This is a genomic window from Myroides sp. A21, assembly GCF_000807225.1.
Taxonomy (GTDB): domain Bacteria; phylum Bacteroidota; class Bacteroidia; order Flavobacteriales; family Flavobacteriaceae; genus Flavobacterium; species Flavobacterium odoratimimum.
The window spans coordinates 3,210,735-3,227,066 of the sequence record NZ_CP010327.1 but is presented as its reverse complement, the minus strand read 5'-3'; the positions used below and the strand labels follow the sequence as shown (position 1 = coordinate 3,227,066).

Genomic DNA, 16,332 nt, shown 5'->3' with positions numbered 1-16,332 from the left:
TTACTTTGTTTTTGCTCCACGAATTACACTCTTAAATTTACATCATCCTCATCACAAAAGACCAAAATAACAAAATCACTTTAATTATTTATCGATAACGATATTTGTAATTTTACAAATAGATACTAATACATCATTCTCATCTGTTATTCTTATTTCCCATAAGTGCAGTGTGCGTCCTCTGTGTAACAATCTAGCTGTTCCGATTACATAACCAGATCGCTTACTCTTTACGTGATTAGCAGAAATCTCAATACCTCTTATTTCCTGCTTAGCAGGATCTATTAGCATTAGAGAAGCTCCACTTCCTAGACTTTCTGCTAATGCCACAGATGCTCCTCCATGTAAGAGCCCCATAGGTTGGTGTACTCTTGGATTGACAGGCATTTTAGCTACTAAAAAGTCAGGTCCAGCGTCTATATATTCTATTTCGAGTGTCTCCATAAGTGTATTCTTACACACTTTGGCATACATTGCTAATAATTCATCTTTATTAAAATCTTTCATATTCTTTTTGCTCATTGTTTGTTAGAAGTTTTAAAACATAGATTGAGCGATAGTTTAACTAGAAGAATTGAGCTAAAAAAATCGCTGTTTAAATATACTAATCATATTTACAGAATAATAACTAAAACTACTGAAATTACAGTTATCTCTCCTATTATATATCTGATTAGACTCTTATAGAGGCTTTAAAATTAAAGGAAAATAACTCTTGAATTCTTAAAAATATTATAATTGTTTTGAATTTGGCTTAGTCCGCATTTTTAATGACTTCTATCAGTTAGTTCTATCCTATTTTTTTAGTAATTTTACCTCCTTGATTATAACGATACTATTTACAACAAAATAATGGAAGATATCCAACAAGAAGTTTTCAATGCATACGAAGTCATTAAAAATGGCGGGATTATCTTATACCCTACTGATACTGTATGGGGAATAGGATGTGATGCCAATAACCCTGAAGCTATCAAAAAAATATATGCACTTAAAAAGCGTGCAGAATCAAAAAGTATGATTGTCTTAGTAAATGAGAGAATATTCCACAGAGTATTCAATGCTCCACCAGCTGTGACATGGGATATCTTAGACTGTAGCGAAAAACCTACTACCTTAATCTTAGACAACCCTAAGTATGTAGCTAAAGAAGTAGTATCAGCGGATAACTCTTTAGGTGTTCGTATTGTAGAAGAACCTTTTTGCTTTAGGTTGATTGAAAAAATGAAATCACCTTTGGTTTCTACTTCTGCCAATATTAGTGGAGAACCTTCTCCTGCTAACTTTAGCGAAATTAGCAAAGAGATTATCGAAGGAGTTGATTATGTAGTAAACCTACGTCAAAAAGACACAAAGCCTGCAAAGCCTTCTACAATTATTAAATTAAAAGATAATAGCCAAGTTACTATCATTAGAAAATAGTACCTCCTATTGAATATATTATGAATGAGACCCCTATATATAAAGAAGCCATTACACATCCTATATTTGACTATATCTCTAAAGCAGCAGAAAGTCTAAATGTAGATAGCTATGTAATTGGCGGATTTGTAAGAGATTTTTTATTAAAAAGAGATTCTAAAAAAGATATTGATATCGTTGCTGTAGGTAGTGGTATCGAATTAGCTTTAAAAGTATCTGAATTACTTCCTAACAAACCTAAGGTACAAGTGTTTAAAAATTACGGAACAGCTATGTTGCGTTATGATGACATTGACATTGAGTTTGTTGGAGCGAGAAAAGAGTCCTATCACTTTGACAGCAGAAAGCCTGTTGTAGAAGATGGCACATTAGAAGATGATCAGAATAGACGTGACTTTACCATCAATGCCTTAGCGATATCTCTTAAGAAAGAAACGTATGGAGAGTTAGTAGATCCTTTTAATGGAGTTGCTGATTTAGCTAATAAAATCATTCGTACTCCTCTCGATCCAGATATTACCTATTCTGATGATCCATTGCGTATGATGAGAGCAATTCGCTTCGCTACTCAATTAGACTTTATGATAGAGCAGAACTCTCTTGATTCTATCACTGCTAATCATCAGAGATTAGAGATTATCTCTGGAGAACGTATCGTAGATGAGCTAAATAAGATATTAATGTCTAAGAAGCCTTCTAAAGGGTTCTTATTGCTATATAAAACAGGGCTACTTGATTTGATCTTACCTGAGCTTACAGCTCTTAATCAAGTAGAAGAGATAGAAGGACATACCCATAAAAACAACTTTTATCACTCTTTAGAAGTGGTAGATAATATCTGTCCTAATACAGATGACTTATGGCTAAGATGGTCTGCCTTACTTCACGATATTGGAAAGGCACCTACTAAACGCTTTTCTAAAAAACAAGGATGGACATTTCATGGACACGAATTCCTTGGAGGAAAAATGGTAAAGAAGATCTTTATGAGATTGCATATGCCATTAAATCAAAAGATGAAATTTGTCCAAAAAATGGTTATTATGAGTTCAAGACCTATTGTTCTTGCTCAAAAAGAAGTAACTGACTCAGCGGTAAGAAGATTGGTATTTGATGCAGGAGAAAATGTAGAAGATTTAATGACGCTTTGTGAAGCTGACATCACGACTAAAAACCCTTCTAAGTTTAAGAAATATCACAACAACTTTAAAATAGTTAGAGATAAAATAGTCGAAGTAGAAGAACGCGATCACGTGCGTAATTTTCAGCCTCCTATTACAGGAGAAGAGATTATGGAGCTTTATGATCTTAATCCTTGTCGAGAGATCGGTATGATCAAAGAAGCTATTAAAGAAGCTATTCTAGAAGGTATTATCCCTAATGAATACGATGCGGCTTTTGAATTTATGAAAGCAAAAGCATCTAAGATGGGACTTGAAATTGTAAATAAAAAACAAGAATAATGAGAAACTATTTTTTGCCATTAGCTAAAGCATCTCTTATACTAGTTTATCTAGTAATCTTTGCAGGTGCAGCAGTAAGAATGACAGGCTCAGGAATGGGGTGTCCAGATTGGCCAAAGTGTTTTGGATATTACATCCCTCCTACGGATGAACAAACGATCACGTGGGAACCGAATAGAGAATACGAAAAAGGGCAAATGATCATACACGATCAAAGCCTGTGGAAAGCAAAAGAAACCTTTACAACTACAGACACTTATAATGAGAGTCACTGGGAGAAATACACTAAACACAGCTACGCTCAATTCAACACTAGTCATACTTGGACAGAGTATGTAAATAGACTTTGTGGAGCATTAGCTGGATTAGCTTGTTTAGCAATGGCGATAGCTTCGTTTTCTTTCTGGAGAGACCGCAAAGGATTAGTATTAGCATCATGGTTAGTAGTTTTCTTAATGGGATTCCAAGCTTGGTTAGGAGCTACTGTAGTATATTCAGTATTAAATCCTATTAAGATTACAGTGCACATGGTCATGGCTTTAGTTATTGTTGCCATTATAATAGGAATCATTAAAAGCGCTAAAAAAGAAACCGAGATTAAGAAGTACAATGGTACTTTTAGAATTCTATTAGTAGTCTCTCTTATCTTCACTCTTGCACAAGTAGTGTTAGGAACACAAGTACGTGAGTTTATAGACGAACAAGTGCAAGCAGGTATAGGAAATGAGTATTTATGGTTAAATAACCCTACAGTAGAATTCTATATCCACCGTAGTTTCTCTTTCATAGTTATGTTTTTGAATATGTATCTGTTCTACATCAATAGAAGATCTAACTTAGGCTTTGATAAAATGAAGTGGGTAATGGTATTATTAATTCTAGAGATATTCACTGGTATTATGATGTATTACGTTCATTTTCCATTCGGAACTCAAGCAGCTCACCTAGTATTAGCTTCTATCCTTTTTGGAGTTCAATTCCAATTAATTCTAGAAGCAAGAAGATGTTATCACTGTGGTAAAAGTAATCTAGACTAAGAGAAAAACAGGTAAATAATAAAAAAGGAGAGGTAATTGATATTAATCAATTACCTCTCCTTTTTTTGTAAAATATTACTGTTATTTCGTTGAGTGAATAAATTGACTCGTAACTTTAGCGACATGCTCTAAATGTTTAGGCAGTGTTTCTTCTGTATACGGGTGTCTAGAACCAAACACATGATCTGCCTCATCTACTACATCCAAAAGAGAATTAGATATCCATTGATGTAATAATTGAGCTTCTTTTAGTGGTACTGCTGGATCATTAGTGCCTTGTACTATTAGAGTTGGTTTCTTTAAGTTTTGAGCCGCTTTCTGTACGTTTAAAATTGTCTCATTCTCTTCATAATCTTCCCAAAAAGTAAAGTAGTGTGGCATCTGCTGTTTTGTCCTACCATTTTCACTATAGAATACTCCTTTTGCTTTCCACTCTTCAAATCGGTCTCCTTTTGGAAAACGTTTTCTATAATCAGACACTCCTGCCCAGGTAATAATACCTTTTACATCTGCGTTGTAATACCCTTGTAAGATTACAGTTCCTCCTCCTCTACTATGTCCTATTAGATAAATATTTTCTTTATCTACTTCTGGTCTTTCTTTATAATAATCAATGACACTTGTAAGATCGCGTTGTTCTTGAGAGTATGTGTTTTGCCCAAAAGCTTCTAAATCACCAAACTCTTTAGGATTATCTATTGTTGTACCATTTAAAGAGAAGTTAAACTTAACTACATAACACCCTGTATGCGCAATATAATCCATGACTTTATCCCAAGCCCCCCAATCCTTAAAACCTTTATATCCATGACAGAATATTACTAAAGGCAAAGAGCTTACTCCTCTCAGATAACTACTGTCAGAAAGGAAAGGACGAACAGTTCCTTCTATCAATACTTCTTCTTTTATTAAGTCTTTAATCATATCATTTTTTGTTTTTTAACATTCATACTATTAACTTTAAAAAAAGTTTAAAACTTAAAGACTTAAATTCGTCTTTAACCTTAAAACATTTTATTACTTAAAATCTATTATTATGAATGTATTTAAAAAGTTAATTATTTCGACTAAAACTTTACTAGTTCCTGTTTTAGCCACTGCTCTATTCTTTTCTAGTAGTACAATAAACGCACAAGACAAAGAGGGTTTAAATATTAAGAGTACTACAGTAGAATATCATATTAATAAGAATACTAAAGATAGTGAATTAGATGAGATTAAAAAAGAAGTTAATAACGAAAAGATAGCCAATCTTACTTTCTCTAATATAAAGAGAAATAAGAAAGGAGAACTAATTTCTCTAAAAACAAGTTTTAAAGATCAAAGAGGATCTTCTCAACAAAAGTCGGAGTACAACTCTAATGGGATAGCGGATTTCACAGTTAAAATACATCAAAACGAATCAGGTGAACGTTATTTAGAGTTAGGCAATCGAACTAATCCTATATTAAATATTGCAAATGATCCACAAGCAGGAAGAGCCTTATATTCTGAGCAAGCAAATGATGAGTTTGAAGAGTTCTTTGCTCAAGATTTTATGCAATTGATGAAAGGTATGCAAGAGGACATGAAAGCTCAGCAAGATATGTTTATTAATTTACTGCGTGAGCACGAAGAAGCAAAAACAAAAGAGAAGTCTGATGATTCTAAAGAAACAAACAAAGAACAGATTAGCAAATAATAACTTACAGCTTCCATAAAGAAGCTTTACGCTGATAAAAATAGAAGCCCTTGGGAGTGTAACACAAACTGTGTCAGTCTCCATTTCCTAGCTTTGGGGCTTAAGCCCAAAAGCTAGGAAATGGAGTTTTTTTTTACGGTTGTAATCTATCCCCAAATTTAATATACAATTGTGACATTGTCAACCCCCAATTATGAATAGGCATAGTCCATTTTTTAGAGACCTCTGTAATAGCTAAAAACATTAATTTCAAAAGAGATTGTTCAGTAGTAAAGGCTCCCTTAGTCTTGGTTACTTTTCTTACCTGTCGATGCATAGCTTCAATAGCATTAGTGGTATATATTGCTTTTCTGATATGAGGGTCAAAATCAAAATAAGTTGACAAATGTTCCCAATTGTCCAACCACCCTTTAGCGGCTAATGGATAATTCTTTGCCCATTTTTCTTCAAACTGCAATAACCTTTCATAGCCTTGTTCTTCACTTACAGCAGTATATATAGGTTTAAGATCAGCAGCAACTGCTTTCTTATCTTTATGAGGAACAAAACGCAGACTGGTTCTTATTTGATGAACAATACAAAGTTGTACTTGTGTCTTAGGAAATACAGCTTGTATAGCTTCAGGAAAGCCTTTTAAACCATCCACACAAGCTACAATGATATCTTGGACACCACGCGCCTTAAGATTAGTTAATACTGAAAGCCAAAACTTAGATCCTTCAGTATCTCCAAGATAAACTCCTATTAATTCTTTCTTTCCTTCTTGATTAACCCCTAATATATTATACACTGCTTTAGATGTAACACTACCTTGTTCTTTTACTTTATAAAACATACAATCTAAGAAAACAAAGGGGTATATAGCTTCTAAAGGGCGATCACGCCACTCTTTCATTGCAGGTATGACTTTATCAGTTATACGCGATATTTCTGTGGCTGAAATATCCATACCATACATTTCCATGATATAACCCGCAATATCACGAGTACTACTGCCTTTAGCATATAGGCTAATTACATTATCCTCTAATTGATCTGTGATAATAAGTTGACGTTTAGGTAACACCTTTGGTTCAAAGGTTCCATTGCGATCGCGATTAGATTCTAATTCAATAGAACCCGACTGCATACTTCGAACAGTTTTAGTTGTCTTGCCGTTGCGACGATTTGCAATCCCTTTAGCCTTTTCTTCTTCCAAATGATTCTCTAGTTCACTTTCTAACATAGTCTCAAGGAAATGTTTTAAAAGGGGACCAAAAACACCATCTGGACCTCCCATTTTCTTTCCTTGATAAATATCAGCCATTGCCTGTTCTTTAAAACTCTCGAAATCAAATTCTTTCTTTTCTGTGCTCATTTTACTAATGTACATATTTTATTATACAATTATTTTAATGACACAGTTCACGGGACACCCTCAAGCCCTTATGCACATTACGGCATATGGACTTCTATTTTTAGTTTAACTCATTATACTAAACAAATTTTGAATAGAGATGACTGTAGAACCATTATTTTGTTGATAATTAAAATGAATTTATTGAAAATAGGTTATCTCTGTTTTAATGTTAGTGTGTTATATAAAAGCCTGAGCATTTCGCCAGGCTTTTTATACTTAATTATAGTCTTCTAATGAGATGTCCAGTGATAATCAAAATTTACTTTATAATACTTTACTGAATCTTCTTTATAAAGCATTAAATATAAATTTTCATATTTGAATTCTTTTTTATATATTAAATCAATATATAAAATTCCTTTTTTTGGAGGTGCCCCATACTTTTCTTTATATTTTTCTTCATATATTTTGGCATATTTTTCTTCAATATCGTTATTAAACTCATTTAAAGATATTACTTTATGATTTTTTGGAATATCATCTATAACAACTTCTTTGATTAAGTCAAAATAGAAATTATCGGAGTTATTTTTATATTGCCACTTTTTTTTAGATTTATTGAAAGAAAACCACTCAGTAGTATTGTTTAGTAATTCTTTATTTGTATCTAAAATAATAACCTCTTTTACTGTTGTTTTTTGACTATATACAGGTTTTAAAGTACTTAATATTAATAATATATATATTATGTAGTGTTTATTTACAATTGATTTTGTTTTTATCATTTCTATATTCTTTTAAGTTGTCTTTTAATTCTTTTTTCTTTTTAGAAGATAGATTATTGTAATCAGTAGTGCCTTCTAATCCACCCCAAGCAATAGCTTCATAATATTTGTTGTCATATGAACTATCATATTGTTTAAGGGTTTTTACCATTAAATCAACATATGAATTAGCCATTAAATTATGTTGAGCTTCTTCTTTATTGTATCTTGAATAATAATCGAAAAGCCCTGGGAAATTTTTGGTTGTTAATTCTCTTCCTACAGAATCAATCCATCTCATTAGTGTAGCATGAATTAATTCATGTAACATTGTACCAGCTACTTCAAGGGGATAATCTATATGATTTTTATTAATTGTATTTTCATAATTATAAAAGCCTAATGGATCTGTCTGACCATGTACAATTGTATTACTTTTTGAATCAATAGATTCTAATTTCCATGTTAAATCTGGGGCTTTGAATTGATTATCAAAAGCTTTAAGATACCTTTTAGCCATATCGACCCCTCCTAGTTTGTTATAAATAGCCATTATGCAGTTGTTGTCAGCAAATGTTTTATCAATGATTATTTTATATTCTGGAGCAGGTGATGTTACTACTGCCGTACCAGTACCCCCTCCTCCATTTGAACTCCCTCCTCCAGGTCTACTCCAACTATCTAACTCGTACATTGCATCAAGGTCTAAATAGCTACCTGAACCACCAGAATTTCCGTTATTTTCTTTTATAGTCCAATTAGGTCCTTGATCTTCTCTAATATTACCTGTTACTAATTCATCATTATTCCTTATTGATTTTTTAGTGTTTAAATCTTTTTCATTAGGGTTGTAGATGTAAATTTCTTGAGTATATACTACTGTTTTATCATTATATTTCATAACAATATCTTCTGTAGTTAGTTCTTGTGGTTTATCAGTAGATAAAAAGTAGTATTCTTCCTAGTAGTGGTCAGAATTTCTTCCGACCACTACTACCTTAATTGGGGCTTTTTTGTTCTTTTGCTTTATTCCAATATTGATCTAATTCTTGAAGAGTTACATCTTCAAAACCACCTTTTTCTTTATTAACTAATTCTTCTACTATATTAAATCGAGAAATAAACTTACTGTTAGATCTTGCCAATGCCTTTTCAGGGTCAATCCCCTTATGACGAGCATAATTAACTAGTGTGAACAAGATATCTCCAAATTCTTCTTCCATTAGGTCTTGATTATCGGCCTTCACTTCTACCTTAAGCTCTTCTATCTCTTCCTCTACTTTTTGCCAAACATCACTGGCTTCATCCCAATCAAACCCTACTCCACTTGCTTTTTCTTGAATGCGATAAGCTTTTATTAATGCTGGTAATCCTCTAGGCACACCCGCTAAGACTGATCTGTTTCCCTCTTTTAATTTTAGTTTTTCCCAATTTGCCAATACATCCTTTTCAGAATCTACTTTTACATCACCATAAATATGAGGATGTCTAAAAATAAGTTTATCTGAGATACTATCAGCAACATCTTTAATATCAAACAAAGACTGTTCACTACCTATCTTAGCATAAAAAACAATATGCATTAATAAATCCCCCAGTTCTTTTTTCATTTCATCCGTATCCCCTTCTGTAATAGCATCTACTAATTCGTACATTTCTTCTACAGTAAGGTTTTTTAAGCTATCGAATGTTTGTTTTTTATCCCATGGACATTTTACTCTAAGCTCGTCTAGTATAGTTAGTAAGCGATCTATAGCCTCTAATTGCTCTTGTCTTGTATGCATCTTGATTCTTTTGGTCTAAAATAAAAAAAAGCCCGCTTTTTACAAAACGGGCTTTCTACATATAATTCTTATAAATTATTTTGCTTCAGTTTCTGTTGCAGCTGCACTAAAAGCTTCTGCAATTAATCCTCTTCTTTGAATGATATTATACCAATTCAATACTTTTTTGATATCAGAAACATATACTCTTTCTTCATCAAATTCTGGTAATACTTCTCTGAAGTAAGCCACTAATGTAGGATTGTCTTCTTTGTGAGAAATAGCTTCACCATTGTTTTCTTTTGCAGCAATGTTTCTGAAAACTTCAAATAACTTTACTTCTTCATTGTAAGTATAGATAGAAATTTCTGATAGTAAACTAACGTTATTTCTTAATCCTACTGTACTTTTTTTCCCATCAGCCAATGATTCAGCGATAAATCCTGTACGAGTTTGTACTAGTAACTCATATAAACCTGGTTTTCCCGAAATAGCTAAAACTTTTTCTAAACTCATTTTTGTCTAAATTTTACTTTAAGAGTCGCAAATATCTTAAATTGTTATTAATAATCAAGTTATTTATCTACCTTTTTTCTTAGTTAATTTCATTTTATAATCTGTAAATATTTTTCCTTCAAGGATATTATTTAACTTTTTAGAAATTAACTTCTTTTTTAAGATAGATATTTTATCTGTAAACAGCACACCTTCAATGTGATCGTACTCATGTTGAATAACTCGTGCCGCAAGACCATCAAATTCTTCTACATGTTTAACGAAGTTTTCGTCAAAATATTCTATTTGTATCTTAGATTTTCTTTTAACTGGTTCGTGAACATCTGGAATACTCAAACATCCTTCATTAAAAGACCACTCTTCTCCTTCTTCTTTTAAAATCTTAGCATTTATAAACGTTCTTTTAAAAGTAGTCAAAAAAGCAATCTCTTCTTCAGTATTCCCATCCATTTCAGCAAAAGGGGCTGTATCTACAACGAATAATCTAATAGGTAATCCTACCTGAGGTGCCGCCAATCCTACTCCATGTGCTCCATACATTGTATCGTACATATTAGCTATTAGCTCTTGTAAGTTTGGATAGTCTTTAGTGATATCTTCTCCCACTTTACGTAGAACAGCGTCACCATACCCAACTATTGATAATATCATGTCTTTTTATTTTATTCTAAAGGTGCAAAAATACTCAAAAATAAATGAATAAATAATACTACAAATTATTTTTGATGTCTTATTTGTTTTATCTTGCTTGATAAAAAGTACTATTCTCTAATTAAAGCCAAAGATTAAGTAACCTATGCTAGGAAAAGCTAGAAAATTCACAGATAATACGCATCTTGCAGATTCGTTAAAAATTACTATATCAGCTGTTGTCCCTTTTTTAATACTAATGCCCTATGAAGCTTTTGATTGGGCTTTTGCTGCAGCTATTGGTGCCATGTTAACAGCTCCTGTTGATATTCCTAGTAATAAAAAAGATAAAATAATAGGGCTTTTAGTAGGCGCATTTACTGTACCAGCTGTTACTTTCACCCTATCCATTACTGATGGCAACTGGTATTTCTACCCGATTTTTGTCTTTGTATTTTTCTCTTTAAGCATGATATCTGTATATGGACATCGTGCAAATATGCTGTCGTTTACAGGATTATTAGCAGCCAGTCTAGGATTAGCACATAGTTATGAAGGTCATGCCCTATTCATGCACTGTTTAATGCTTCTATTAGGAGGATTACTTTACTTATTGGTATCCGTTACTTTTAATCTCCTTAGACCTAAGCGATATGCTGTATTACAGACATCTGAGTGTATGGAGCTTACAGCAGATTATCTAAAACACAGAGGACAACTGTGGGATAAAAATGCGAATGTAGAAAAGATCACAGAAGAACAATTAAATATACAAGTAAGCCTCAATGAGGTACATGAAAACCTGAGAGAATATTTAGTTCGAAATAAAGCTAATACTGGTAACTCTTCTAATAACCGTAGATTGCTAGTAGCCTTCTCTACTCTAGTAGAAATACTAGAAGTGGCTGTGTCTACTTCTTTTGAACACAATAAATTACATGATTTATTTAGCAAAAGACCTGAAATTATAGAATGTTATCAGAAATTAGCTTATCACTTTGCGGAGACAATTGACGATATTGCCTACTCTATAAACTTAGGGACTAAGTATAGATCTAAATATGACCTATCTAAAGAATTAGCAGAGATTCAGGCCATGCTTAACGATTTTGTTAAGAATGGAGAGTCTACTAATATGGTAGAAGCTGTAGTCATGTTCTCGAATGTTATCCATTATGCGGAAAATCAGGTAAACAAAATTCATGATTTAGAAAAAGCTCTAACAGAGAAAGCATTTAGTGCAGATGTAGAAGAGCGCTTTAAGGATTTAGAAAAATTCTTAACTCCTGTGCATTATCGTTTAGAAACTCTAAAAGAGAACTTAAACTTTACCTCTACCATATTTAGACATGCTCTAAGACTTACCTTGACCATATTAGCAGGACTTATCGTTAGTAAAATATCAGGTGTATTAAACGGGTATTGGATATTACTAACTATCGTTGTTATTATGCGTCCTGGTTTTGGATTGACTAAGCAGCGATCTTTTGAGCGTGTAATAGGTACTGTTATTGGAGGTTTAGTAGCTATAGGATTGTTATATATTATTCCTAGTGCCACAGTCATTGCTTATATTACAGTACTAACCATGATTATAGGGTATTGGTTCTCTCATACAGACTATAAAGTTGGAGTTACCTTTATCACGATGTATGTAGTACTGATATACGGATTACTTACACCAGATTTTATGGATGTTATGATCTATAGAGTTATTGATACTATCATAGGAGCACTATTAGCCTTCGGAGCGAACTATCTACTATGGCCTTCATGGGAATTCTTAAACCTAAATACACATCTAAAAAAATCGATAGAAGCGAATAAAGAGTACGTAAAGGAAATTACGCTTTACTACAACGAAAAAGGAGAAGTAACCCTACCTTATAAATTAGCTAGAAAATATGCTTTTATTGAGATAGGTAACCTTATGGCTTCTTTTCAACGTATGATCCAAGAGCCTAAGTCTAAACAGAAGTATAGAACAGAGCTCTACGAATTAGCCGTACTTAATCATACCTTCCTTTCGACAGCTGCTTCTATAGGAATATACGTACAGTCACATACAACTACCAAAGCTTCTGAAGCATTTAATGTAGTTATGGACTATACAATAGGTAATTTAAAACAAACTATCGCTCTATTAGAAGATTATAATAATGGTGAGATAACCATCATAGAACGCAGTGAGAACTTTAATCTCAGTATGTCATATCTAAAAGGTATCCGTGAATACGAATTAAAGAAAACTTACTCTGATGATAAACAAATACAGAGCCTGATGGAAGAGTCTGTATTGGTTATTGAGCAACTGATGTGGTTATCCTCACTTTCAGAAAAGATATTCAAGATTACAGCTAGCATTGCCGCATTAAAAAAACAAGAAGAATCTGAAGTATCTATGCTAAGTTCACTTAGAAAGAAGATTATACCATAAAACAAAGGGGGATGTTATGTACATTCCCCTTTGCTTTATTAGTATCTAGTTCTACTCTTCACTACTATCTACATAATTTTTCATCTCTATACTATATTCAAGATTATTTAGTTTGTTTAGAATGGTACTACTTTTCTTATCGATAAGCCTTCCTCCTTCTTCGATGGTTAACTCTTTTAAATTTTGAAGCTTCTCAAATGGTTTTAATGATTCAATATCTCCCATAGCTGATAAATAAACAGTCTTTAAAGTACTTACTTCTGCAATAGACGTTATCACATTATTTATCTTTTTGCAAGCACTCAACTCTATATCTTCTAAGTGCGTAAGTGTACTTAACCAATTAACATCTATCAGCGTAGGTATTTTTACCAAATAAAGTGCTTTTAAGGCACTTAAGTTAACTAAACTACCCCATTTACACTCTTTACTCTTTTCTATTGACAAAGATTCTATTACAGTGTTTAAAGGAAAAACAAAACCTTCCTTATCAAAGTTTTCTATAAAGACTGTTCTTAGAGTAGGATGTACAAACAAATTCTCAAATAGCTTAGAATAGGGAGTAAACAATTCTTCCAAAACTGTAAACTTCAACCAATCTAATGGGGCTTTCCCTTTATACTGACAACCTTTAATCTCTAAGCGCTTTAAGTTTACAAACTGATATAACCAATTCTTATCAATATTGATATCTTTTAAGTGAAGAATCTGTATCGTTTTAAACAAAGGAGCAAAGGATTCGTCTAATAATATTTCTAAGCCGCTTTCTTGTCCTGATATAATTAAATTAGTTATTCGTTCTTCTTGACTAAAGATTATGAGAGATTGAGCAGAATCTCCTTTTTCTACTATAATGAATCTTTCTTTACGTCCAGGGGGTGTTGTACCTATATACATCTTTATTACACTCTTTTATATTATTTCAAAGATCATACTATTCTCATTTCGTAAATATCCCCATTTACAGCGAATATTAGTACAGTATATATAGCTTACCTTTGCTTCATAAACGATCAAAAAATAGAAATTAAAGATGAAAAAAATCGGTCTTAGCTTATTACTATTCATAACTGTACAAATAAGCAGCTGGGCACAAGAAGGAACTGTACAAGTAGAAGTGAAACAAAATGGTGCTATCGTTGCTATGCAGGATGGAGTTGTCACACTTAAAAGCAATGAATTTGTATTCGAAGTTACTTCAAATAATGTAGATGGTTTTCTAATAGGAGCTACTTTTGATAACGATATCTATCGCTCTGCTATAGGCGAAGCTGATTTAGAAGTAGAATGGTTTAACAGCACTGCTATCGCAGATGAAGTTTTTAATCCTAATAAAGAACTGATTATTTCGGATGAAGTACCTACTTATTGGTATTATACGAACGCTAAAGACCATCGATTTGATAAAAATCCAAAAGGAAATGCAGAACACTGGGTTGGAAATAGAACAATAAAAGTACTTAATAATTTGTCTAGCTATGAGACAATTCCCTTAACGAAATTTAAAGATTCTGTATATGTGTATTTTTACTCCCCTATTTATGATGAGGACTATAATCTAACAGAAGTCATTATTCTATATACAGCAGAATTAAGATTTAATTAAAAAAGAAAATCGCTTATTACTTTAAAAGCCAATGATAGAAGACTATTATTGGCTTTTTATTTTAAAGACCTACAGCGTTTTTACTAGACTCAGTTCTATGTAAGAGATAAGTTCTACAAACTACACCGAATTTTTAGCGTTCAACCTTATCCATAATCTACGCATTTGTACAGTCTTTACCTTCTTAGATAACCCAAAACCATGTAAACTAACAGCTAAAACAACAGGTATAGAAAGCAATAAGATCATACCATAAATAGTTTTAAAAGATGCTATTAGCGCTTGTTGTTGCACAAAAGAAATAGATAAGTTAGAAGAGTTTTCCACAAAGCTATAATTAATAAATAAAGCGTGATTTCCTAGAATTTCTTTTTGTAAATAATAGCTTAAATAGCTATAGATCGCAGAAAAAACAGCTAGAGCCAAAAAAGTTCTTACGATCAACATTAAGGACATGATAGATAACGAATCATCTAAAGCTAACCCCATAGTTAGGTAATGCCATAATCCTATATATAATATACCAATAGCTAATGCACGCATAAAATAGGTGAAATAGAAATATGTAATTGTCAGATATGGATTTATATAAAAATAGGAAACGAGATACTGCAAAATAAAAATACCAAAACCTAACAAGATAAAAGTCTTCAATCCCTTATTATTGTTTTTAAGTAATATTAACCCTATTGCCCCCGCAAGTAAAGAACCTGGTAACATAGCTAAATTTACCTTTGCCAACGTCAGGTTATCATAATGAAGAATTGTTGACATAAGTGTTGTATCAAATCCACTTGCACCTTGATATATTCCTAATATAAAAATAAAAACAGCTGCAATTTTGACATTCTTTTTTCTAAAACTAAACAATTGCCAAAATTGTCGCTTTAAATAACGCTGCCTAAAAATCCCTAGTACAATCAGTATCAATCCACTACTCAAATATAGAAAGCCTCTATAATCGCCATAAAACCAATTGTATTCTTGTAAAAAAGCAAATAAATGACTCCATAGTGCAAACCCGACACTTAAACAAACTACACTAAACCAATCAATATAGTACAAAGGATAATATCTTGAAAAAGCAGCAGTATGCACTGTAAAAAGACTCAGGATAGCACAAAATATAAGTAAAATAGCAAAAACAACAGAGGTTCTTTCCCAACTATACCCATAAGCTAAATAAATTGCTAGAAAGGTTCCCATAGCTACTATAGCGTATAGTATAGCGTAAAAATAAGCATAGGACTTCACTTTTACCCCCGTTTTTTGTGTTACTACAGTAATAAAGAGCAAAGTAAATTCAGAAAGACAATTCATTTTAATTACTCCCATACTAAAACTAATAACTAATAGCATCAAGTAGCTCGTATTATAAATTGACACAAATGATAATGCGGCTAAAAGTAAACATCCCCAAAACAATTTAGTTTGTGCTTTTAAAACCATCTTAACACGTATAATAATTGGAAAGGTCAATGCCATTCCAATTATCATCGTGTTATTTGCACTACTAATAACTCCCGAAGACCAACCTTGTGTACTGTATATCTCGGCGGCGTTACCAGGATATACAGCATAGACATTAACCAATACAAAGCCAAAAACAAACATGATAATAAACTGTAATGGCTCAGAAACATAAGCTTTAAAAAGTCCTTTATTATACATAGT

At 32.4% G+C, this 16,332-nt stretch carries 16 protein-coding genes; 6 read left to right on the top strand and 10 right to left on the bottom strand.

Annotated elements, in window-relative coordinates; translation table 11 throughout:
- Positions 1-84: 84 nt before the first annotated feature.
- Positions 85-507, bottom strand: a complete 423-nt coding sequence (locus tag MYRA21_RS14410; protein ID WP_082013847.1) for a PaaI family thioesterase — start codon at positions 505-507, stop codon at positions 85-87.
- Positions 508-852: 345 nt separating this feature from the next.
- Between MYRA21_RS14410 and MYRA21_RS14405 the strand changes: the two genes are divergently transcribed.
- The 3 genes from MYRA21_RS14405 to MYRA21_RS14395 are packed head-to-tail and all read left to right on the top strand — an operon-like array spanning position 853 to position 3,922.
- The gene (locus MYRA21_RS14405; RefSeq protein ID WP_006265308.1) at positions 853-1,422 is read left to right on the top strand and encodes an L-threonylcarbamoyladenylate synthase; all 570 of its coding nucleotides are present in this window, start codon (positions 853-855) and stop codon (positions 1,420-1,422) included.
- 20 nt (positions 1,423-1,442) lie between these two features.
- Complete coding sequence (locus MYRA21_RS14400; protein WP_039329566.1) at positions 1,443-2,885, top strand: CCA tRNA nucleotidyltransferase; 1,443 nt, start codon at positions 1,443-1,445, stop codon at positions 2,883-2,885.
- Complete coding sequence (locus MYRA21_RS14395) at positions 2,885-3,922, top strand: heme A synthase (RefSeq protein ID WP_039329565.1); 1,038 nt, start codon at positions 2,885-2,887, stop codon at positions 3,920-3,922. Before MYRA21_RS14400 ends, MYRA21_RS14395 begins: the two co-directional genes overlap by 1 nt.
- Positions 3,923-4,003: 81 nt before the next feature.
- On the opposite strand, the gene MYRA21_RS14390 is transcribed toward MYRA21_RS14395, so the two are convergent.
- Entirely contained in the window at positions 4,004-4,846 is an 843-nt protein-coding gene (locus MYRA21_RS14390; RefSeq protein WP_039329562.1) for a S9 family peptidase, read from the bottom strand.
- 112 nt (positions 4,847-4,958) lie between these two features.
- On the opposite strand from MYRA21_RS14390, the gene MYRA21_RS14385 reads away from it, so the two are divergent.
- Positions 4,959-5,603 carry a hypothetical protein gene (locus MYRA21_RS14385; RefSeq protein ID WP_006265302.1) on the top strand — a complete coding sequence of 215 codons (645 nt, stop codon included), beginning with the start codon at positions 4,959-4,961 and terminating at the stop codon, positions 5,601-5,603.
- A gap of 133 nt (positions 5,604-5,736) precedes the next feature.
- Here MYRA21_RS14385 and MYRA21_RS14380 read toward each other — a convergent pair whose 3' ends face one another.
- From MYRA21_RS14380 to def, 6 genes are all read right to left on the bottom strand, one after another.
- Positions 5,737-6,960 (bottom strand): IS256 family transposase, encoded by a 1,224-nt coding sequence (locus MYRA21_RS14380; RefSeq protein ID WP_039329560.1) that lies wholly within the window; start codon positions 6,958-6,960, stop codon positions 5,737-5,739.
- A gap of 272 nt (positions 6,961-7,232) precedes the next feature.
- Complete coding sequence (locus MYRA21_RS14375; RefSeq protein ID WP_006265301.1) at positions 7,233-7,727, bottom strand: hypothetical protein; 495 nt, start codon at positions 7,725-7,727, stop codon at positions 7,233-7,235.
- Positions 7,699-8,607: a hypothetical protein gene (locus tag MYRA21_RS14370; protein ID WP_082013835.1), complete on the bottom strand. Its 909-nt coding sequence runs from the start codon at positions 8,605-8,607 to the stop codon at positions 7,699-7,701. The genes MYRA21_RS14375 and MYRA21_RS14370 overlap by 29 nt, the downstream gene beginning before the upstream one ends.
- A 97-nt stretch (positions 8,608-8,704) precedes the next feature.
- Entirely contained in the window at positions 8,705-9,490 is a 786-nt protein-coding gene (mazG, locus tag MYRA21_RS14365; RefSeq protein WP_039329558.1) for a nucleoside triphosphate pyrophosphohydrolase, read from the bottom strand.
- Positions 9,491-9,565: 75 nt separating this feature from the next.
- Entirely contained in the window at positions 9,566-9,985 is a 420-nt protein-coding gene (locus MYRA21_RS14360; RefSeq protein WP_006258862.1) for a DUF5606 domain-containing protein, read from the bottom strand.
- A 63-nt stretch (positions 9,986-10,048) separates the two neighbouring features.
- Positions 10,049-10,636, bottom strand: coding sequence for a peptide deformylase (def, locus tag MYRA21_RS14355; protein ID WP_006258863.1), 588 nt, complete (start codon positions 10,634-10,636; stop codon positions 10,049-10,051).
- 145 nt (positions 10,637-10,781) lie between these two features.
- Here def and MYRA21_RS14350 point away from each other — a divergent pair, with 145 nt between their 5' ends.
- On the top strand, positions 10,782-13,052 hold the full coding sequence (locus MYRA21_RS14350) for an FUSC family membrane protein (RefSeq protein WP_039329556.1): 2,271 nt from the start codon (positions 10,782-10,784) through the stop codon (positions 13,050-13,052).
- A 51-nt stretch (positions 13,053-13,103) separates the two neighbouring features.
- Here MYRA21_RS14350 and MYRA21_RS14345 read toward each other — a convergent pair whose 3' ends face one another.
- Entirely contained in the window at positions 13,104-13,949 is an 846-nt protein-coding gene (locus tag MYRA21_RS14345; protein WP_039329554.1) for a hypothetical protein, read from the bottom strand.
- Between the two features lie 136 nt (positions 13,950-14,085).
- On the opposite strand from MYRA21_RS14345, the gene MYRA21_RS14340 reads away from it, so the two are divergent.
- The gene (locus tag MYRA21_RS14340; RefSeq protein WP_039329551.1) at positions 14,086-14,658 is read left to right on the top strand and encodes a hypothetical protein; all 573 of its coding nucleotides are present in this window, start codon (positions 14,086-14,088) and stop codon (positions 14,656-14,658) included.
- Positions 14,659-14,778: 120 nt separating this feature from the next.
- On the opposite strand, the gene MYRA21_RS14335 is transcribed toward MYRA21_RS14340, so the two are convergent.
- The gene (locus MYRA21_RS14335) at positions 14,779-16,329 is read right to left on the bottom strand and encodes a hypothetical protein (RefSeq protein ID WP_006263585.1); all 1,551 of its coding nucleotides are present in this window, start codon (positions 16,327-16,329) and stop codon (positions 14,779-14,781) included.
- Between the last annotated feature and the right edge of the window lie 3 nt (positions 16,330-16,332).